This is a genomic window from Aquabacter albus, assembly GCF_040049275.1.
Lineage (GTDB): Bacteria > Pseudomonadota > Alphaproteobacteria > Rhizobiales > Xanthobacteraceae > Aquabacter.
The window spans coordinates 319,729-339,676 of sequence record NZ_JBDZDT010000001.1; the positions used below are offsets into that span (position 1 = coordinate 319,729).

Below are 19,948 nucleotides of genomic sequence, written 5' to 3' on the forward strand. Positions count from 1 at the left end.
CATGCGAGGGTGATGTGACGCAGTTCGGACCAGGGCAGTCGCGGTCCTTCGGGCCCCGCCCCGCGCCGCTTGAAACACCGCAGGACCTTCTTGCGGTGTGGCGCGACGGCGGTGCCCAGCATATGGCCCTGGGCGCCGGTTGCGGGTGCAGCGGCGATGGCGTTGTCCTTCAGCTCTCCGACTTCGAGCAGGACATTGTCGACTACCTCCTGGCAGAGGCCGAGCGCGGCGAGCGGGCCGACGTCATCGCGCTCTTGCAGGGGCAGGGCCGCCTTGCCGATGGCCGCTGGAACATCACTCTGCTGCTGGAGCATCTGGGGGCGCAGCCTGAAAAGGACGAGGCACGGGAGTTTGTCGTGTCTCGCCTCAAGCGGACCCTGGCGTCCTTCGCCACCCGCCACCGCATGACGGCCTCAGCCGTCTGAGGCGCGTTCCAGCGTGATGCCGCACCAGTCGGGATCAGCGCGTTAAATCCGATCTTCCTGCAGGAATGACGTGCGTCCTCGGCCAGTCCGGGGAACGCACGCCTATGCTTGCGGGCGGCTTTTCTTTTGGTTGACGTTCGATCCTTCCTTTCCTATCGTTCCTGTAATCGGTTAATAAGTTCCGATAATCGGAACACAGGGATGAACGCCACGTGGAAGCGGAATTTTCGCTGAGCACCAGCCGTGCGCTCAGAATCCTCTCCAGCTTCAGCGAAGACCGGCCCGAGCTCGGCGTCTCCGAGATCGCCCGCGAACTGTCGCTGTCCAAGGCCAGCACGTCGCGCTTCCTCCAGGCCCTCGAGATGCACGGCTTCGTAGACCGCAATCCGGTGACGCGAAAATTCCGCCCGGGGGTCGAGGCGTTCCGGGTGGGCAGCCTGTTCCTGCGGGCCGGCGGGCTGAACGAGGCGGCGGCGCCCATCATGGCGCGCCTCGTGGCCGAGACGGGCTTCACGAGCTACCTGTCGAGCCTGCGCGGCGACACCATGGTGATCCTCGCCGCCCTCGAAGGCCGCGGCCCCATCAAATATTCCATTCCCGTGGGTGAGAAGCTCCCGGTCCATACCAGCGCCACCGGCCATGCGGCGCTCTCCACCCTGAAGCCCGACCAGGCCGAGAGCATCCTGCGCGCGAGCCAGCTGGTGGCGCGCACGCCGTTCACCCTCACCGAGGTGGACAGGCTCATGGAGCGCCTCGCCCAGGTGCGCGCGCAAGGCTTCTCGCTGAACTGGCAGGAGCACACGGCGGGGGTCGCCTCGGTTGCGGCCGCCGCGGTAGGCACCGAGGGCGAACTGCTCGGCGTGCTCTCCCTCGGCTACGCCACCATGCAGGCGTCGCAGGAGGAGAGCCAGGCGCTGGGCCGCGAGGTCAGGAAGGCCGCCGACGAGCTGAGCGCGGCCCTGAAAGCACGGAGGCCGCACGAGCATGACTGACACCCGGCGCCCCGGCGATGATGTGATCGCCGCCCTCGGCCGCATCCCCGTGACCACCGTCTATGAGGCGGCCGGCAAGCTGGGCGATGTGGGCCCCGCCGTGCGCCCGCTGGTGGAAGGCACGCGCATTGCCGGCCGCGCCTTCACGGTCAAGGCCATGCCGGGCGACAACATGGTGGTGTTCCGGGCCATCGAGGAGGCGCCCCCCGGCAGCGTCCTCGTCATCGACGGCGGCGGGACGGTGGACGCCACCATCTGGGGCGGCTCCTCCACCCTCGCCTGCATGGCGAAGGGCATTGTCGGCTGCGTCACCAATGCGGCGGCGCGGGACATCGACCAGATCCGGGAACTGGGATTCCCGCTCTATGCCGCCGGCCTCAATGTGCGCGGCACGGCCAAGCGCCATCCCGGCTGGGTGGGCCTGCCCATCGCCATGGGCAACGCCACCGTCCATCCCGGCGACATCGTGCTCGCCGACGGCGACGGCGTCCTCATCGTGGCCGCCACTGAAGCAGCCGAGGTGCTGGTGCGCGCCGAGAAGAAACGCAGCGACGAGGAGAGGCGGGACGCGCGCCTGAAGGCGGGCGAACCCATCCGCAGCGTGCTGGGTCTTTAAGGAGGAAACCATGGGACAGACGGCCACCGAGAAGATCCTCTCCCGTGTGATGGGGCGCCCGGTGAAGGCCGGCGAGACCCTCTATCCCAAGCCCGACATGGTCACGGTCCACGACTGGTACGTGGTGAATTTCGACCGGGCGCTCCAGGATATGGGTGTCACGCAGCTCTACGATCCCGAGCACGTCCTCATCTCCACCGACCACGAGCCCGTGGCCACCTCCCCCGCCTCCGCCGAGCGGCAGAAGAATGTGCGGGAGATCGTCCGCAAATACGGCATCAAGCAATTCTTCGACGTGGGGCGCGGCGGGCTCGGGCACATCTTCCCCATGGAGCGGGGCATCGTGCATCCCGGCATGTTCGTGCTGGCCTACGACACCCACGTCACCAATTACGGCGCCATCGGCGCGCTCGGCTTTGCGCTGGTGACGGAGATTTCCGAGGTGCTGGCCCTGGGCTCGGTGTGGATCCAGGTGCCCGAGACGCTGCGCGTGAACCTGAAGGGTTCGCTCAAGCCCGGCATGACCATCCGCGACATCTCCCAGAGGATGATCGTCGATATGGGCGAGGACCTGCTGGACTATTCGGTGGTGGAATATGGCGGCCCCGCTTTGTCCTCCGTCGATTTCGGCGGGCGCAACACGCTCTGCAACAACCCGCTGGAGATGGGCGCGAAATCCGCCCTCGTGGAGGTGGACGACTATGCCCGCGCCTGGCTCGCCGAGCGCGGGACGAGCACGGAGCACGCCGCCTACAGCGACCCGGATGCCACCTTCAAGGGCGTCTACGACTACGACCTCGGCCTCATGGAGCCGCAGGTGGCCGCGCCGCCCCGGCCGGACAATGTGGTGGGGGTGACCAGCGTCGAGGGCGTCGCCATCAACCACGCCTTCATCGGCTCCTGCGCCAACGGGCTCATCGGCGATCTGCGCGACGCCGCCCGCGTGCTCAGGGGGCGCAAGGTGCACCCTTCCGTCCGCCTCTTCGTCACGCCGGCCACCCAGGAGGTGGCGCTCCAGGCGGACCGGGAGGGCCTCATCGGCCAGTTCATGGATGCGGGCGCGGTGATGACGGCGCCGGGCTGCGGCCCCTGCGCGGGCGGGCGCATCGCCCCCATGGCGCCGGGCGAGGTCTCCATCAATACCGGCACCCGCAACGATCCCGGCCGCCTCGGCACCACCAAGGGCGACGTCTATCTGGCGAGCCCGCTCACGGTCGCCGCCTCGGCGGTCGCCGGCCACATCGCCGATCCCCGGCGCTATCTCTGAGGAGGCAGCCATGGACTTCGTCTATCAGGGCCGCTGCTGGAAGTTCGGCGATGCCATCTCGGTGGATGCGGACCTCACCAAGAAGGAATTCGCCACCAGCCGCGAGCTGCGCCCGGACATCCTGCGCGAGCACGTGATGGTGACCATCGACCCGGACTTCCCGAAGAATGTGAAGCCCGGCGACATCCTGGTGGCGGGGCGTCGCTTCGCCCAGGGCAATCCGCACATCCAGGGCCTCATCGGCGTCGCCGCCCTCGGCCTCGGGCTGGTGGTGGAATCCATCCCGCGCGGCAGCTACCGGAACGCGGTGAATGCCGGCCTCCCCTTCCTGCCCCATTGCGAGGGCGTGACCGCCGCCTGCGAGACCGGCGACGAACTGCGGGTGGATTTCGCGACCGGCCGGTTCGAGAACCTCACCCGTGGCACCGTTCACACCTATGCGCCCCTGCCGGACATGCTGCGGGAGACCATCGCGCTCGGGGGCTGGAAGCCCATGGTCATGAAGCGCCTTGCCGCCATGCGGCAGGCCGGGGAGGTCCCAGCCGCCTGACGTCCAACAAGAAATAAAGGGAGGAACACATGTTCAGGAGGATTCTGAGCGTCGGCTGCCTGATCGCAGCCGCGTTGTCGCCGGCTTGCGCCTTCGCGGCGCAAAAGGTGATCGTCGGCGACACCGGCGCACCCTCATCCATCATCGGCCGCACGCTGGCGGTCTTCAAGGAGAAGGCCGAGCAATACAGCAAGGGCGACCTCCAGGTGCAGGTGTTCTCGAACAGCCAGCTCGGTACGTTCGGCACCATGGCCACCCAGATGAAGGTGAACCTGGTCAACGTCATGTTCATCCAGCCCGACGCGCTGGGCGAGCAGGTCTCCATCGTCACCGCCAATGCGTGGCCCTTCCTGTTCAAGGACCAGGACGAGATGATGGCCGCCTGGAACGGCCCCGGCGGCAAGGCGCTGATCGCCGAGGTGGAGAAGCGCAGCGGCTACCGCATGATCGCGCCCTCCTGGAACGTGCCGCGCTGGGTCTACACCACCCGCGACGCCAAGGGCCTCGACGATTTGAAGGGCATGAAGATCCGCGTGCCTGGCACCGCCATCTATGTGCAGCAGATCAAGCTGCTCGGCCTGTCCCCCACGCCTATGAACATCGCCGAGACCTTCACCGCCATGCAGCAGCGCGTGGTGGAGGGCATCGAGGGCGCCATCTCCGACATGGCGGGCTATTCCATCCAGGACGTGGCGAAATCGGTGGTGAAGACCGGCCACGTGCTCTCGCCGAAAGCCTTCCTCACCTTCGGCAAGTGGGTGGACACGCTCACCCCCGCCAACAAGGAGGCCTTCTACAAGGCCGCCGAGGAAGCCTCGAAATTCTACGGCGACACCACCAAGGCCGAGGAACAGGACCTCATCGACAAGTTCAAGGCCAAGGGCATCCACTTCGTCGAGCCGGGCTACACCGTGGACCAGATGCGCACCATGGTGGAGCCCATGAAGACCCTGCTCCCCGAAGTGTGGACCTGGGCGCAGAAGCTCGCGGGCAAGGAGTGAGGCGCCCATGAGACGCGTCTTCTTCCTCCTTGAGCGAACGCTGGACATCGGCGCCGCGGTGCTGGTGTTCGTGAGCCTCGCGGCCATCACCTGCCAGGTGGTCATGCGCTACGTCTTCAACAATGCGACCACGTGGTCCGACACGGTGGCCGCATCCTCCCTCGCCTGGCTCACCTTCTTCGCGGCCAGCGCCGCGGTGCGGCGGGACGAGAACCTTGCCGTGCGCGGCCTGTGGGACATCCTGACCCCCACCGGCCGCAAGATGATGATGACCTTCTGCGACCTGCTGGTGCTCGCCTTCTCCGTGCTGCTCGCGCTCTCGGGCACGGAGCTCATGTCCATCACCAGCAACACGGTGGTGGAAGGCATGATGTTCCATGTGAGCTGGGCGGACATCTATTCCGTCTCGGTCATCAGCGCGGCGGCCATCGCGCTGTTCTCGTTCGAGCGCATCTGGAACACCTGGGCGGAGCCTTCGGCGGGCCCCTCGAGGGAGGGTGAACCATGATCGGCGCGCTCATCCTCGTCGCCCTCATCTTCTTTCTCGTCATCGGCCTGCCCCTCGCCTTCGGCATGGCCCTCGCCTCGGTGATCGGGCTGTTCCTCCTCGACGGCAATCTCATCATCATGGCGATGCAGATTTTCGAGGGGCTGAAATCTTTCCCGCTGGTCGCCATCCCCCTGTTCCTGCTGATGGCGAACCTGATGGAAGTGGGCGGCGTCACCGACAGCCTGGTGCGCTTTGCAACATCCCTCATCGGCCATGTGCGCGGCTCGCTTGCCATCGGCAACGTGACCGCCTCCACTTTGTTTTCGGGCATTTCCGGCTCGTGCATGGCGGACACTACGGCGGTGGGCTCCATGCTGATCCCGGCCATGGTGCGGGAAGGCTATCCGCCCGCCTTCGCCGGGGCGGTGACGGCGGCGGCGAACATCGTCGGGCCCATCATCCCGCCCTCCATCCTCATGATCCTCTATGGCTTCGCGGCGGAGCAATCCATCGCCGAGCTGTTCCTGGCGGGCATCCTTCCCGGCCTGCTCCTGTCGCTCATCTTCGGGCTCTATGCCTTCTGGGTGTCGAGCAAGAAGGGCTACGGCTCCATGGGCCACCGCTTCAGCCTCAAGGCTGTGGCGGTTGCCACCGTGCGGGCGACCCCTGCCCTCGTCATTCCGGTGCTGATCGTTTTCGGCGTCACCGGCGGCGTGTTCACGCTGACGGAATCCGCCGGCGCGGCCGCGCTCTACGCCCTCCTCTACGCCCTCTTCCGGGGCGCCTTGCAGGGCGGTGTCGACTGGCGCGGCATCGGGCGGGCCTTCTTCCGGGCGGGCATCGACACCGGCGTGGTGATGATCCTGGTGGGCGCCTCGGACTTCCTCTCCTGGGTGCTCACCCGCAGCGAGATGCCCGAGGCGATCCTCTCGGTGCTGAGCGGCTATTCGCCCATGGTGACGCTGCTGCTCATCAATATCGTGCTGCTGATCTTCGGCACCTTCCTGGAGCCTGCCCCTGCCCTTCTATTGGCCTCGGCTTTGTTCCTGCCGCTGGTCAAGAGCCTGGGCATCGACCTCGTGCATTTCGGGATCATCATGATCGTCAACCTGCAGCTGGGGGTGCTGACGCCGCCCGTGGCATCGGCGGCGTTCATCACCTCCCGCATCGCCGGCATCTCGTTCGAGAAACAGGTGCGCGCGCTGCTGCCCTTCGTGGGCCTCGGCGTGATCGCGCTGCTCATCATCACCTATGTGCCGGCGGTGTCGCTCTGGGTGCCGAGCCTCTTCGCCGCGCCTTAAGCGGCGCGGCAACCCCATTCATCATCCTCAGGAGAAAAGACAATGCCTCTGTTCGTGTCCGAGAAGGACCTCATCCCCGGCAGCGCGGCGGTGGAGCTGCATTCAGGCAACATGAAGACCCTGTTCGTCTATGGCAACGAAGCCAACATGATGGTGGCGACGCGCTATGCGGGCTACCACTCAAAGCCCCACCGCCATGTGCCGGAACAGCTCAATTATGTGGTGGAAGGGGAGCTCTGGATCTTCATCGAGGAGGAAGGCTACCTCGTGAAGAAGAACGATTTCCTGCGCATCCCCGGCAACCTTTTGCACTGGGCCTGGAACCGGGGCTCCGGCCCTTGCACCATGGTGCAGGTGCATGCGCCGGTCCTCGCGCCGGAATCGCGCGTCGGCACATTCGGGCTGTTCGACGAGGGCGAGACGCCCAACGTGCGCAAGTCGCCGCCCTCGGAATCCGTCGATGCGGACGTGAGCGCGGTCGAGCGCCGGGTGCTGGCGAAGCACGGCATCACCATCTAGGAAGCGCTCAAGCCGGTATGTGGTGCCGCCCATCCCAGGCGGCGCCACACACCAGCCCGTTAGTTGAGTTCGCCGAGGCGGGCGCGGAAGAAACCGTCCGGCGCGCGGGAATCGACGAGGATATTGGTCTCCTGCGCGCCATCGGACGCGGGGCGATCCTGCCGGTAGTGGCTGCCGCGGCTTTCGGCCCGCTCCAGCGCCGCCATGGCCATCATGTCCGCCACCTCGCACATATTGAGCAGCTCGATGGCGTTCACCTGATCCTGCGGCGTCGTGATCTGCCCGCGCGACAGGAGGATCGCGCGGATTTCGTTCGCGCGGCGGCGCAGGTCCTGAAGCCCGTCCGCATCGCGAAGGATCAGCAGGTGGCGATTGGCCGCCAATTGCAGCTCCCGCCGCAAGACGGCGAGCGGCTCGGTCCCGTCGGCCGGAAACTGCGCGAGGAATTCTGAATGTTCGCCGAAGAGACCGGCGACCGCGCTGTGGCCACGGGACCGCGCCCGTTCCGCGGCCGCCCGGCCCGCGCGCCGGCCGAACACCTGGCAGGTCACGGACATGTTGCCGCCCAGGCGGTCGGCGCCGTGGGGACCGGCCGCGACCTCGCCCGCCGCGAACAATCCCTTGATGTTCGACTCGGCATTGGCATCGATCCTCAGGCCGCCATTGATGGCATGCGCCGAGCAGGCGATCTGCACCTTGTCGCGGTAGAGGTCGGTGCCGCGCGCCTTGTACCAATCGTAGGTCAGGGGCCACATGCGGGCGATGCTGCTGTCCGCTTCCGCGAGGATGCGGCCGAAGTCGCAATCGATGAAATCGAGATAGACCCCGCCTTCCGGCGTGCCGCGTCCATCATTGATGGCCGTCTGGATGCCGATCTCCACATAGCGGGATATGTCGCTGGCGCTGAACGGGAAATGGCGCTGCTTCTCGTCGATCACCGCCTCCACCGTCAGGCCCGGCGGCAGATAATCCGCGAGGAACGGGACGCCGTCACGGTCGGTCAGCCTTGGATGCGCGTGCCAGAGATAATTGCCGAACAGGTTGACGAAGGGCGAGACGATGCTGACGCCGGCCTGCATGAACTCCATGTTGACGAGCTGCGCGCCGCACCTTCGGGCCATGGCATACCCATCGCCGGTAATGTCCGAGGGATAAAGGTTGGTGGCGAAGAGCTGGCTGGCGCCGCCCGTGGTGAGGACCACCGCCTTGGCGCGGATCACCACGGGGAGGCCGTCCCCATCCAGCGCATAGGCCCCGAGGCATTCGCCGTCGCGCACGATGAGGTTGACGATCATCATGCGGTCGAGCACCCGCACGCCGAGACGCGTCGCCTCCGCGCCGAGCGCCTTCACGATGGGCTTGAAATGGTCCTTGATGACGTGCGAGCGCGGCCGCGAGGAGAAGCAGGCGCGGAAGACGAGATAGCGCTCGTCTTCACGCTCGAAATGCACCCCGAAGCTCTCGAGATATCCGAGCGCGTCGCCCGCTTCCTCGGCCAGGATCCGGCTGAGCCGGGGATCCGACATGCCCTGGCCGGCGGCGAGGATGTCATCCAGGAAAACCTCGGAGCTGTCGCCGGTGCGGCCCGCATCGTCGGGCACGTTGAAGGCGCCGACTTCCGCGACGCTGTGGAAGGTGGCGCCGCTGCGGCGGAACTCCCCCTTGATGACCACGAGCACGTCGGCGCCTTCGGACGCCGCGGACAGCGCCGCCCGCAGGGCCGCGCCGCCGCTGCCGACGATCAGCACGTCCGCTGAGACCTCGCGATGCTGCTCCGACATGGCGCCCCCCTCCCGCGCTATCTCGCCTTGGTGGGAAGGACGCCCCGTGCCGCAAGGTTGCGCATGAGCGCGCCCGTGCCGAAGGTCCAGGGCGCGCAGGCGTCGGTGTCGCGGATGCGATTGACCAGCCGCCCCAGGCGCGGGCTCGCGATCGCAACCAGATCCCCCACCTTGTGCGTGAAGCCCTGCTCGGGCGCGTCCCGGTCCTTCACCGGCGTGAACATGGTGCCGAGGAAGAGGACGACGCCGTCGGGATACTGGTGATGCCGCCCGATCATCTGCGAAACGATGTCTGCGGGATCGCGGCTGATGAGCGCGATGGAGGAGGCATCCTCCAGCTCGAAGCCGTCCTCCCCCTGCACCGTGAGCGCAAGGTCCGCCCGGCGCACGTCGTCGAGCGAGAACCCTTCGTCGAACAGGCGCAGGAGCGGGCCGAGCGAGCATGAGGCGTTGTTGTCCTTGGCCCGGCCGAGGAGCAGCGCGGACCGGCCCTCCACGTCGCGCAGGTTGACGTCATTGCCCAGCGTCGCGCCGACGATGCGGCCCGTGGAGGCCACCGCCAGCACCACCTCTGGCTCGGGATTGTTCCAGGTGGATTTGGGATGCACGCCGGCATCCATGCCGGTGCCCACCGCCGCCATGGGCGGGGCCTTCGTGAACAGCTCGGCGTCAGGCCCGATGCCGACTTCGAGATACTGGCTCCACGCCCCCTGGGAGATCAGCACCTCCTTCGCCCGCGCCGCCTCTGATGAGCCCGGCTTCAGCGCGGCGAGATCGTCCCCCACCGCTTTCTGCAACTCCGCGCGTATGGCCGCGGCAGAGGCCGGATTGCCCCGCGCCCGCTCCTCGATGACCCGCTCGAGGAGCGAGGCGATGAACGTCACGCCAGTGGCCTTGATGGCCTGAAGGTCGATGGGGGCGAGGAGCCAGGGGCGGCCGGGGTCCCGCGTGTCGGGCGGGGTGTTGGCGAGGATAACATCGAAGGGGCCGAGCAATTCCCCCTCCGCGGCGCGCAAGGCCGCGGCCGGATCGGCCTCCTCGCAGAGGTCGCGAACGGTGGGAAAGCGCGCCGTCACGTCGAACACGCCGGAGGGGCGCACGGCAACGACCGAGGGACCGGCCACATCAGGCCGCCAGACGCGGCCGACCAGCGTTGCAGTGTCGGCATCGGCCGGGAGGGTGCCGGCCAGCGCGGCGCGGATATCCAGTTTGGTCATGATCCTCAGAGCCTTCGGAGAGCGGGCCGGAAGCGGCCGGGCATGGTAATCCGGCACAGCGCGTCCACGAAATAGAAGTCTCCGAACAGCACGGCGGCGTCGGGCCCGATATTGTGTGGCTTCGAGTAGCAGCCGTGCTTCAGCAGTCCGCGATGGGCGGGCTCGCGCGCCAGCGAAGGGCCGCACAGGCCTTCCAGGAGCCACACGGCCTGTTCCCACCTGCGCTGCGCACGCTCCGTATCGGGATCGATCTCCGCGAGGGTCAGGAAGGCATTGGCGACGATGGCGGAGGCGGCGGTGTCGCGCGGGGCATCGGGCAGCGCCGGATCGTCGAAATCCCAGAACGCCACCGGATCATCGCCGAGGCGGCGCATGAAATAGTCGGCAAGCTCCTGGGCAAGCTCCAGATAGGCGCGCTCACCCGTGGCGCGGGCGGTATCGGCAAAGCCGAGGATCGCCCACCCCTGCCCCCGCGACCAGCAGGATTCGTCCGCATAGCCCTGGAACGTGTATCCCCGCGCCCGCTCTCCCGAAGGCAAAGCGTACTGCACGGCATGATAGGTGGAGAGGTCCGGGCGGATGAAGGCGGCTTGCGTCATCTTCGCATGGACTTCGCCGGCGACCAGATAGCTGGCATCCCCGGTCACGCCGGCCGCCCAATAGAGCAACGCCAGATTGGCCATGGTGTCGATGGCCGAGCTGCAGCGCGCGCGGGAATCCTCAAGGCTCCCCCAGGACGAGAGGTAGGCGCCGCGATCGGTGCGCACCAGCCGGCTGCGCAGGCGCGCGGCGGCCTGCACCCCGATATCGCCGAACGCCTTTTCCCCCGTGATGAAGAATGCGGGCACGGCGCTCGCATTGAAGATGAAGCCGATATCGTGGGTGTTGGGATCGTCCGCCCGCTGCGCCACCAGCCGCATGCGCTCGCGCGCCAGCCGCAGATGCCTCGCATCCCCGCCATGCAGATGCGCCGCCAAGAGCAGGCCGACCCAGAAGCCGCAGAACCAATTGCCGTGGCTCCAGGCCTCGCCCTTATAGCCCGCCGCTTCCGAGGCGAGCATGGTGTCCCAGCTCCCGTCCGGGGCGGTCACATAGGGAAAGGCGATGCCGAGCCGCTCCTCGTCCTGAAGGGTTTTTTCGCAGAGCAGATCCAGAGCTTCCGAAAAAAGGCGCTGCTGGACACCGGTCAGTGCAGTCATGCTCCCCGTCTTCCTTTCTTGCTTTGTCTCCGCGCGGGCGAGGACGCACCGCACGCGCTCCCACCCGGCGGAGCGGACGGCATGGAGCATCCCCGCTTCGGGCGGGTTTGATCAACTGCCCATGAGGCGTTTCTTGAATTCCTCGGCATTCACCACCGCGCGCTCATGGGTGCCGGCCGCCACCGTCCTGCCGCCGCAGCGCGCCTCGATGCGGAAGCTCAGCCGGCGCCCCTTGGCGGCGACGAGTTCCGCATGGGTCACCACGCTCTCGCCGGTCTTGGCGGCGGCGAGATGCTTCACCTGCACCTCGGTGCCAACCGTGAGATCGCCCGCGTCGAGATAGGGCTGGACGGCGAAGACGCAGGTGTCCTCCAGCATGAAGACGAGGTTCGGCGTCGCCAGCACCGGCAGGTCCACGACGCCGTGGGACGCGACCGTCATCTCATGCGTCACCACCCAGTCATGGGTGATGGTGGTGCCGATGGGAATGGCGCTCGTGTCGGTCATGCCCGCTCCTCGCTCTTGGTCCGCTTGTCGAGGAAAGCCTGCATGGCGGCCTGCGGCTCGCCCTTGGCGTAGCATTCGAGCTGGGCGCGGATGCCGGCGATGCAGGCGGCCTCGAAGCCCGGCTGGGTCAAGGCGCGGAAGCGCTCCTTGGTGAGGCGGATGGCGTGGGGCGGCAGCGCCGCAAGCTGCTTCGCACGCTCCAGCGCGAGGGGCAGCACGCCGGCGGGGTCCGGCGCCAGCTCCGTCACAAGGCCCATCTCATAGCCGCGCTGGCCGCTCACCAGCTCGCCAGAAAGGGACATCTGGAGATTGTGCGTGGCATTGAGGTGCAGGGTCATGAAATACGAGCCGACGATGCTGGCGATGCCCACCTTCACCTCCGGCTGGCCGAGCCGGATCTCGGGCGCCGTAATGCGCCAGTCCGCGCACATGGAGACCTGGAAGCCCGCCCCTGCCGTGACACCGTTCAGGGCGGCGATGCAGGGCTTCATCACGTCCCGCACAGCCTGATAGACCGCCTGGTGGCCGTGGTGCCGGGTGGCGATCTGCGTCCAGTCCAGCGTGCGCGCCTCGTCGAGATCCATCCCCGCGCAGAAGGCCCGAGGCCCGGCGCCGGTGATGACGATGGCGCGGATGGCCTCGTCGGCATCCAGCCGGCCGAGCTCGGCGATGAAGGCGACGCGCATGGCCTCATTGAAGGCGTTCATGCGCTCCGGCCGGTTGAGGGTGACGACGGCCACGGAACCGTCGACGCTCACGAGAAGCGGGGCGGTGCTCATTGCGCGCTCCTGAACTCGACCACGGCGTCCACCGCCACCACGCCCTTGCCCGCCTCCAGCGCCATCACCGGGTTGATGTCGACCGAGAGCAGTGTCCCCTCATGGGCCAGCGCGAAGTCGCCGAGCGCCACCGCCGCCCGGGCCAAGGCCGCAAGGTCCAAGGGCGGCGTGCCACGGAAGCCGGAATAAAGAGGGGCGATGCGCAGGCGGCCGAGGGCCTCCAGCACATCCTGCTCCTTGAACGGGGCGAGGAGCGAGGCGACGTCCTTCCTCACCTCCACCAGCGTCCCGCCGTCGCCCACCAGGACGACGGGCCCGAAGGCGGGATCCACGAAGGCGCCGAGCACGAATTCGTGCAGCCCCTTCACCATGGGCGCCACCAGCAGCTTCGGCGCCGCGACACCCAGCGCAGCGAGCGTGGCGAGGCAGTTCTCCGCCGCCGTGCGCACCGCATCGGGGCTTGCGAGGTTGAGGCGCACCAAGCCGTGCTCGCTCTTGTGCGGCACCTCGGCGGCACAGCCCTTCAGGGTGACGCGCCCGCCGAACGCCTCATAGGCCTTCACCGCCTCGTCCGCATCGGCACACACGCGATGCATCACCACCGGCAGGCCGCTGCGCCCGAGCATGTCGAGGCTCGCCGCCTCGTCGAGCACGCCGGACAGGTGCACCGGCTTCGGCTGAGGCTTGGGCAGGCCCGCGCCGACCCGCATGTTCATGTGCGCGGAATACTGCTTCAGCGCGTTGATGGCGTCGATCTCGTTCCGGTACATGGGCAGGCCGCCATCCTGGAACGCCTTGCGCACGGAATCCTGTGGGGCGCTCACCACCAGCGGCTTCCTGTGGGTCTCGACGAAGTTGGCCGTCGCCTCCACGAAGGAGGGCACGTCATAGCCCGGCCCAGCCACCGGGATGCTGATGAGGAACATGTCGCCCTCATCGTCCTCGCCCAGCGCATCGAGGGCACGGGGGAACATGTCGCTCTTGCCGAGCATGGCGGCGGTGAGGTCCAGCGGATTGCCGGCGGTGCCGAAATTGGGCAGCACCTTGGAGAGCTTGTCGAGGGTGCCCTGGGACAGGTCCGCCAGCGGAAGGTCGGCACGCTCGGCCGCATCCGCGCACATGACACCCACCGCGCCGCTATGGCTCATGACGATGGTGCGCCCACCCCTAGGCTGGTGGCCTGCCACATAGAGCGGGGCGGCGTTGATCATCTCGTGGATGTCGCGCGCCCGCCAGATGCCGTGGTGGCGCAGGAAGGCGTCGAAGGCGCCGTCATCCACCATCAGCGCACCCGTATGGGAGGCCGAGGCGACGGCGCCGCGCTTGGTGCTGCCGCCCTTCAGAAGGACGATCTTCGCATCGCGCCGGTGCGCGATCTCGGCGGCTTCCGCCAGCATCTGGGGATTGTTGACGGCCTCCATGTAGACGAGGATCAGCCGGATGTCGGGGTCGAACGCCACCGTGCGCGTCAGTTCGCACACGCCGAGGTCGGCATCGTTGCCGGTGGCGATCAGATAGCGCACGCCGAGCCCGGCCTGACGCAGATTGGCATAGGGCATCACGCTCGCCGCGCCGCTCTGGCTCACCAGCGCGATGGCGCCGTCCTGGGGCGGGATGTCCATGAACATGGTGCTGAAGTTCAGCACCGCGCCGTCGGAGAAATTGGCGAGCCCCTGGGCGTTGGGGCCGACGAGGCGCATGCCCAGCGCATTCGCCTCCTCCACCATGCGGCGCTGGATGCGCGCGCCCTCCTCGCCCATCTCGGCGAAGCCCGCCGTCATGACCACCGCCGTGGAGACGCCGCGGCGCGCGCACTGCGCCACCGCCTCCACCGCCTTGCTGCTGTCCACGGCGATGATGGCCGCGTCCGGCGTCTCGGGCACCTCCTCGATGCCGGGGAAGCAGGGCAGGCCCTGCACGTTCCGGTAATTGGGGTTCACGGGGAAGATCTTCCCCGCAAACCCGAACCGCTTCATGTAGTGGATGGGGCGACCGCCGACCTTGTTGTGGTTTTCCGAGGCGCCGATCACGGCGACCGATGCCGGGCTCAGCGATTTGATCGTAACGGTGTCCATCTTCCTGCCTGTCCTCAGTTGGCCGTGATGCCCGCGGTCGTGATGACCTTGTTCCATTTGGCGGCGTCCTCCCGGATGAGTTCGGCGAACTCCTGGGGCGTGCCGCCCGGGAACGGCGTGACGCCGAACGACGCGAGCTTCTCCTGCACCTCGCGCGTGGCGAGGATCTTCTTCATGTCCTTGTTGAGCCGGTCGACGATGGCGACCGGGGTGCCGGCGGGCGCGGCGAGGCCGTACCAGGTGGTGACGTCGAAGCCCGACAGGCCGGACTGCGCCACGGTGGGCACGTTGGGCAGCATGTCGTTGCGGGTCTCGCCGGTGACGGCGATGGCCTTGAGCTGCTTGGAGTTGATGTACTGGATGACGCTGCCCGAGATGGTGTCGAAGGCCATGGAGATCTGGCCGCCCATCAGGTCCGTCATGGCCCCCGCCGTTCCCTTGTAGGGAACGTGGGTGATGTTGATTCCGGCGGCGCTCTTTAGCAGCTCGCCGGCCAGGTGGGTGGTGGCGCCGACGCCGGCGGAGCCGAAGGTGAGCGTGCCGGGCTTCTGCTTCGCCAGCGCGATCAATTCGCCGATGGTGTTGGCCGGGAAGCTCGGCTGCACCACCAGCACGTTGGAGGAGCTTGCCACCGTGCAGATGGGCTCCATCATCTTCAGCGGGTCCGACATCTTGTAGAGCGAGGGATTGATGGACATGGTGCCGGTGGTGGCGAAGAACAGCGTGTAGCCGTCCGGCGCCGAATTGGCGGTCACTTCCATGGCCGTGCGGCCGCCCGCCCCGCCCCGGTTGTCGATCACCACCGGCTGCCCCAGCGAGGTGGACATGGCCTCGCCGATTACCCGCGCCAGAGCATCCGTGGGCCCGCCGGCCACAAACGGAACGATCATGCGGATGGAGCGTGTGGGGTAAGTCTGCGCGAGAAGCGCGGTGGCCGGAAATATTGCAAGTGCGAATGCTGTAGTTGCACTTGCGAAAGCACGCCTTGTTATATGTTTCATGTGCTCCTCCCTCTATTTTTCTTTGAAACTAAGGCAGCGCCCGCTTGGCGAAAAAGGGGCTGCAAGGACCATCACTCATGAACTAGGTTCACTGATGCCCCTCATGGACGTCGGGTGGTGGGTGGATGGACGACTTCAATCTGTTGCGGGTGTTCGTGCGGGTGGCGGAAGCGCGGAACTTCGCCGAGGCCGGCCGGCGTCTGGGGCTGACCGCCTCCGCCGTGAGCAAGGCGGTCTCGCGCCTGGAAAGCTCCATGGGCGCCCGCCTCCTCAACCGCACGACGCGCCATGTGGGATTGACCAATGACGGCGCCGAATTCTTCGAGCGCTGCGTCCAGATCCTCGCCGACATCGAGGCCGCGGAAACCCAGCTCCAGCGCTCGGTGGCGGAGCCGCGCGGGCGGCTGCGGGTGCATATTCCCGTGGGGTTCGGCCGCAAGGTGGTCCTGCCGGCCTTGGCCAAGCTGGGCGACCGCTATCCGGATCTGCTGATCGACGTGGAGCTGGGCGAGCGGAACGTGGACCTTGCGGAAGACGGGCTCGACGCCGCCATCCGCTTCGGCGAGCAGCCCTCCTCCGGGCTTCTGGCGCGCCGCCTGTGCAACGTCCACTTCGTCGCCTGCGCCGCGCCCTCCTATCTCGATCGCAGGGGCGTGCCGCTAAGGCCGGAGGATCTGGAACAGCACTCCTGCATCGGCTATGCGACGCGCTGGAGCGCCCATTACCGGGAATGGAAATTTTCCCGCGACGGCGTTCCCTTTTCCCTCAATCTGTCGGGCCGGCTGAACATCAACAATGTGGAATCCATGCTGGACGCCGCCATCGCCGGCAGCGGCATCGCCATGCTGGCCAGCTACATGGTGAGCGATGCCGTGCGGGAGGGATCGCTGAAGATCGTGCTCCGGGACTTCATCGCGCCCGCCACCCCGGTCTTCGTCGTCTACCTGCCCGGGCGCCAAAGAGCGCCGCGCGTCCAGCTTTTCCTGGATGTCCTCAAGGATCTCATCCCGGCAAACCCCGCCTGGAACGAGATTTAACGGTTTCCCGCCGCCGGGTGGCCACCGGCATCAGGCCCTCAGGCCCGCTTCCTTCAGAAGCGGAATGACGCGCTCGCCGAAGAAGGCGAGTTCCGGCTCGAAGTCGTAGAACGAGATCTGGATGCCATCTACGCCAGCTGCTTTCAGCTGGAGAAGCTGGTCCACCACCTGCTCGGGCGAGCCCACCACCTGCACATTGCCGCCCACTGCCCGGTCGGTGCGCCGATGCCCGCGCCAGGCATGGGCGTCGCTGGGCTCGGCGCCGAAATTCGCCACCGCCTCCACATCGGCGTGGTCGGCGATGGCGTCGCGATAGGCGATGGCCTCGGCCTCGGTCTCCCGGCAGATGATTGTCGGGTTGATCAGGGTCTTGATGGTGCGGCCATAATCCTGCGCCCGGTCCTTGATCTGCCGGGTCAGCGCGGGGAGGGTTTCCACCGCGCGGGCGATCTCGTAGCCGCCCGGGCTGGTGGTGAAGACGATGTCCGAATGCCGCGCCGCGAAATCGATGCCTGCGGCCGAGCCGGTGGCGTTAACGACGATGGGCCGCCCGTATTTCGGCCGCACGCCCACATAGGCGCCCTCCAGCTCCCAATGGCCGCCCTGCAGGGTGATTTCCTCGTCCTGCGTCCAGAGCCGCTGGAGAATCTCGACGAACTCGTCGGACATGGCGTAGCGCAGATCATGCTCGATCTGCGCCTTGCCGAAGCGGCGGTGCTCGCGCTCCCGATGCCCGGTGACGACATTTATGCCCCAGCGGCCTTCGGCGATGTGGTCGATGGTGGAGCCGAACTTGGCGAGGTGCAGCGGGTGCCACGGCCCGTAGAGGATATGGATCGAGGAGATGATGATGATGCGGCTGGTCACCGCCGCCAGCGCATTGCCGGCCACGAAGGAATCCAGCGAGATGCCATGGTGCTGGGTGAGGCCGTGATAGCCGCCCTTGCCCAGCCATTGGGCGAGGCCGAAGGCGAGGTCGAAGCCCTGCCGCTCCGCCTCCAGCGTGACGCACTTGTTGTAGTCGAAGTGCCAGCTTGTGCCCCGCTCCAGCGTCGATGCGCTCCAGCCGCCGGCCTGGAGCGGCACGAACAGGCCGAGCAGAAGCGGCTGCCGGAACGCCTTGGACAGGGGGCTGTCGGGAAAATCCAGCTGGGAGACGCGCGAGACACCGGCCTCGGGGCTGATCGCGCGCCGGGATGCGGGGGATGCGGACATGACGGCCTCTTAAGGGTTCTGGATTATTCGGCTGGAACGGTCCGCCGGCCGAGCGAGGCCCGGAGCGTGCGGGATGCGCCGGCCAGCGCGGGAAGAAGGCCGAGCAGGCCCAGGGGAAGCGGCGCCGCCAAAAGCGCGAGCCCGCCGGCCGCCAGGAGCGTGCGCTCCCACCCCTTCAGGCGCGTCTCCAGGAACCCCTCGAAGGCGGAGGCGAGCAGGATCACGCCGAGCGTCGCCGCCGTGATGGCGAGCGCAATCCCCCACCAGGGGCCGGCGAGGATGAGGCCCTGGTTCGCGACGAAGCCGAAGGGCACCAGGAAGGCCACGGCGGCCTTGCGCATGGCGTACATGGAGGTGGTGAACGGGTTGGTTCCGGCGATCGCCGCCGCCGCATAGCTCGATATGGCCACCGGCGGGGTCAGCGCGGACATGGCGGCGAAATAGAGCAGGAACAGGTGCGCCTGCATCTTGCCCACCCCCAGCTTCTCCAGGATGCCGCCGATGAGGATGGCGGCGAGGATGTAGGTGGACGACGTGGGCAGGCCGAGCCCCAGCAGCGTGGTGAGCACGGCGGCGCACATCAGCGCGGCCACCAGGCTGTCGCCGGAAATGAAGACGATGACCTCGCTGAACTTGTTGGCAAGGCCCGTCATGGTCATGCCGGCGAGGATCAGGCCCGCCGCCGCGCAGGCGATGGCCACCGGCATCATGCGCTCGGTGGCTTCCGCCAGTTGCTCCAGGATGGCGAGGAGGCCGAGGCGGGTGGAGCGGCGCAGGCTCGCGGCGAGGATCACCGAGACGGCGGCGACGAACGCCACCATGGACGGCGAATATCCGGCTGCCAGCGTCCCCACGAGCGCCACCAGGGGCAGCAGCATGGGCGCATCCGCCCTGAGTGTCTGCCAGAAGCGCGGCAGCTCGTTGCGGGGCAGGCCGCGCAAGCCCTGGGCGCGGGCATAGAAATGCACCTGGGCGTAGAGGCTCACATAATAGAGCAGCGCCGGCACCAGGGCCGCGAGCGCGATGGCGCCGTAATCAAAGCCCGTGAACTCGGCCATGATGAAGGCGGCCGCGCCCATCACCGGCGGCATCAGAGCGCCGCCATTGGAGGCGGTGGCCTCGATGGCGGCGGCGATCTTCGGCTGGAAGCCGGAGCGCACCATCATGGGGATCGTCACCGAGCCCGTGGTCACCACGTCGGCCACGGGATTGCCCGAGACCGAGCCGAAGAGGCCGGAGGAGATCACCGCCACCTTCGCCGGGCCGCCGGCATTGCGGCCGGCGAGCGCGGCCGAAAGCTTGTAGAGGAACTCCCCGCCACCGCAGCGGGTGAGCAGGTTGCCGAAGATCACGAACAGGAAGGCATAGGTGGCGGCGACCCGCAGCGGCACGCCGAACACGCCATCGGTGGTGAAGAAGGCGACATCGACGAAATGGGCGTAGCTCACGCCCTGGTGGCCGATCAGGCCGCCGATCCAGTTGCCGAACAGGTTGTAGAGCACGAATAGGACGATCAGCACCGCCATGTCGAAGCCGATGGTGCGGCGCGAGGCTTCCAGCAGCAGGACCAGGATCGCGCTGGAGAAGAACAGGTCGCCCGTGCTCAGCGGGTCGAACAGGGTGATGCGGCTCTCGATGACGTCGATCTGAAGGGCGAAATGCACCCCGGCCGCGATGGCGAGCGCCGCGCACACATAATCCAGCCAGAAGATGCGGTCCCGGCGGGCGCCGGCGGTGGGCGAGACCGTGAGGAAGGTGAGCGTCAGGACCTGGGTCAGGAAGATGATGGTGAGGCCCAGGACGTCCATGTCCGAGATCAGCGCCTGGTAGACGCTCCAGAGCGCGGTGAAAACGGCAAGCGCCAGGATCGGCAGGCGAACCCAGCCGCGCACCGTGCGCCGCCGGCCGGTGGTCAGCAGCGCGCGGAGCCGGAACGGCTCCGCCACTTCAGGAGAGGAGATCGCGGACATGGGCGC

19 protein-coding genes are annotated in these 19,948 nt (G+C 67.4%); 10 read left to right on the top strand and 9 right to left on the bottom strand.

What is annotated here, in order from left to right; translation table 11 throughout:
• The first annotated feature begins 14 nt into the window (after window positions 1-14).
• From ABLE91_RS01280 to ABLE91_RS01320, 9 genes are all read left to right on the top strand, one after another.
• Window positions 15-425, top strand: coding sequence for a hypothetical protein (locus ABLE91_RS01280; protein ID WP_348927689.1), 411 nt, complete (start codon window positions 15-17; stop codon window positions 423-425).
• 212 nt (window positions 426-637) lie between these two features.
• Window positions 638-1,417, top strand: a complete 780-nt coding sequence (locus tag ABLE91_RS01285) for an IclR family transcriptional regulator (protein ID WP_348927691.1) — start codon at window positions 638-640, stop codon at window positions 1,415-1,417.
• Window positions 1,410-2,033: an RraA family protein gene (locus ABLE91_RS01290; protein ID WP_348927693.1), complete on the top strand. Its 624-nt coding sequence runs from the start codon at window positions 1,410-1,412 to the stop codon at window positions 2,031-2,033. The genes ABLE91_RS01285 and ABLE91_RS01290 overlap by 8 nt, the downstream gene beginning before the upstream one ends.
• Window positions 2,034-2,043: 10 nt before the next feature.
• Complete coding sequence (locus ABLE91_RS01295; RefSeq protein ID WP_348927694.1) at window positions 2,044-3,300, top strand: 3-isopropylmalate dehydratase large subunit; 1,257 nt, start codon at window positions 2,044-2,046, stop codon at window positions 3,298-3,300.
• 10 nt (window positions 3,301-3,310) lie between these two features.
• Window positions 3,311-3,850 (top strand): 3-isopropylmalate dehydratase small subunit, encoded by a 540-nt coding sequence (locus ABLE91_RS01300; protein WP_348927696.1) that lies wholly within the window; start codon window positions 3,311-3,313, stop codon window positions 3,848-3,850.
• 29 nt (window positions 3,851-3,879) lie between these two features.
• Entirely contained in the window at window positions 3,880-4,851 is a 972-nt protein-coding gene (locus ABLE91_RS01305; RefSeq protein WP_348927698.1) for a TRAP transporter substrate-binding protein, read from the top strand.
• A gap of 7 nt (window positions 4,852-4,858) precedes the next feature.
• Entirely contained in the window at window positions 4,859-5,359 is a 501-nt protein-coding gene (locus tag ABLE91_RS01310; protein ID WP_348927700.1) for a TRAP transporter small permease, read from the top strand.
• Window positions 5,356-6,642 carry a TRAP transporter large permease gene (locus ABLE91_RS01315; protein ID WP_348927702.1) on the top strand — a complete coding sequence of 429 codons (1,287 nt, stop codon included), beginning with the start codon at window positions 5,356-5,358 and terminating at the stop codon, window positions 6,640-6,642. Before ABLE91_RS01310 ends, ABLE91_RS01315 begins: the two co-directional genes overlap by 4 nt.
• A gap of 42 nt (window positions 6,643-6,684) precedes the next feature.
• Window positions 6,685-7,161 (top strand): cupin domain-containing protein, encoded by a 477-nt coding sequence (locus tag ABLE91_RS01320; protein WP_348927704.1) that lies wholly within the window; start codon window positions 6,685-6,687, stop codon window positions 7,159-7,161.
• Window positions 7,162-7,220: 59 nt separating this feature from the next.
• Here ABLE91_RS01320 and ABLE91_RS01325 read toward each other — a convergent pair whose 3' ends face one another.
• From ABLE91_RS01325 to ABLE91_RS01355, 7 genes are all read right to left on the bottom strand, one after another.
• A complete protein-coding gene (locus tag ABLE91_RS01325) occupies window positions 7,221-8,942 on the bottom strand; it encodes an FAD-binding protein (RefSeq protein ID WP_348927706.1) in 1,722 nt (573 codons plus the stop codon).
• Between the two features lie 17 nt (window positions 8,943-8,959).
• On the bottom strand, window positions 8,960-10,159 hold the full coding sequence (locus tag ABLE91_RS01330; protein ID WP_348927708.1) for a fumarylacetoacetate hydrolase family protein: 1,200 nt from the start codon (window positions 10,157-10,159) through the stop codon (window positions 8,960-8,962).
• Window positions 10,160-10,164: 5 nt separating this feature from the next.
• Complete coding sequence (locus ABLE91_RS01335) at window positions 10,165-11,358, bottom strand: YyaL domain-containing protein (RefSeq protein WP_348927710.1); 1,194 nt, start codon at window positions 11,356-11,358, stop codon at window positions 10,165-10,167.
• Window positions 11,359-11,469: 111 nt separating this feature from the next.
• Complete coding sequence (locus ABLE91_RS01340) at window positions 11,470-11,865, bottom strand: thioesterase family protein (RefSeq protein ID WP_348927711.1); 396 nt, start codon at window positions 11,863-11,865, stop codon at window positions 11,470-11,472.
• Window positions 11,862-12,644 carry an enoyl-CoA hydratase/isomerase family protein gene (locus ABLE91_RS01345; protein WP_348927713.1) on the bottom strand — a complete coding sequence of 261 codons (783 nt, stop codon included), beginning with the start codon at window positions 12,642-12,644 and terminating at the stop codon, window positions 11,862-11,864. Before ABLE91_RS01345 ends, ABLE91_RS01340 begins: the two co-directional genes overlap by 4 nt.
• A complete protein-coding gene (locus ABLE91_RS01350; RefSeq protein ID WP_348927714.1) occupies window positions 12,641-14,719 on the bottom strand; it encodes an acetate--CoA ligase family protein in 2,079 nt (692 codons plus the stop codon). The genes ABLE91_RS01345 and ABLE91_RS01350 overlap by 4 nt, the downstream gene beginning before the upstream one ends.
• Window positions 14,720-14,733: 14 nt before the next feature.
• Window positions 14,734-15,609 (bottom strand): Bug family tripartite tricarboxylate transporter substrate binding protein, encoded by an 876-nt coding sequence (locus tag ABLE91_RS01355; protein ID WP_348927716.1) that lies wholly within the window; start codon window positions 15,607-15,609, stop codon window positions 14,734-14,736.
• A 236-nt stretch (window positions 15,610-15,845) separates the two neighbouring features.
• On the opposite strand from ABLE91_RS01355, the gene ABLE91_RS01360 reads away from it, so the two are divergent.
• Window positions 15,846-16,757: a LysR family transcriptional regulator gene (locus tag ABLE91_RS01360; RefSeq protein WP_348927718.1), complete on the top strand. Its 912-nt coding sequence runs from the start codon at window positions 15,846-15,848 to the stop codon at window positions 16,755-16,757.
• Between the two features lie 30 nt (window positions 16,758-16,787).
• On the opposite strand, the gene ABLE91_RS01365 is transcribed toward ABLE91_RS01360, so the two are convergent.
• Both ABLE91_RS01365 and ABLE91_RS01370 read right to left on the bottom strand, forming a co-directional pair.
• Complete coding sequence (locus ABLE91_RS01365; protein WP_348927719.1) at window positions 16,788-17,972, bottom strand: LLM class flavin-dependent oxidoreductase; 1,185 nt, start codon at window positions 17,970-17,972, stop codon at window positions 16,788-16,790.
• 23 nt (window positions 17,973-17,995) lie between these two features.
• Window positions 17,996-19,942 (bottom strand): TRAP transporter permease, encoded by a 1,947-nt coding sequence (locus ABLE91_RS01370; RefSeq protein ID WP_348927721.1) that lies wholly within the window; start codon window positions 19,940-19,942, stop codon window positions 17,996-17,998.
• Window positions 19,943-19,948 lie beyond the last annotated feature (6 nt).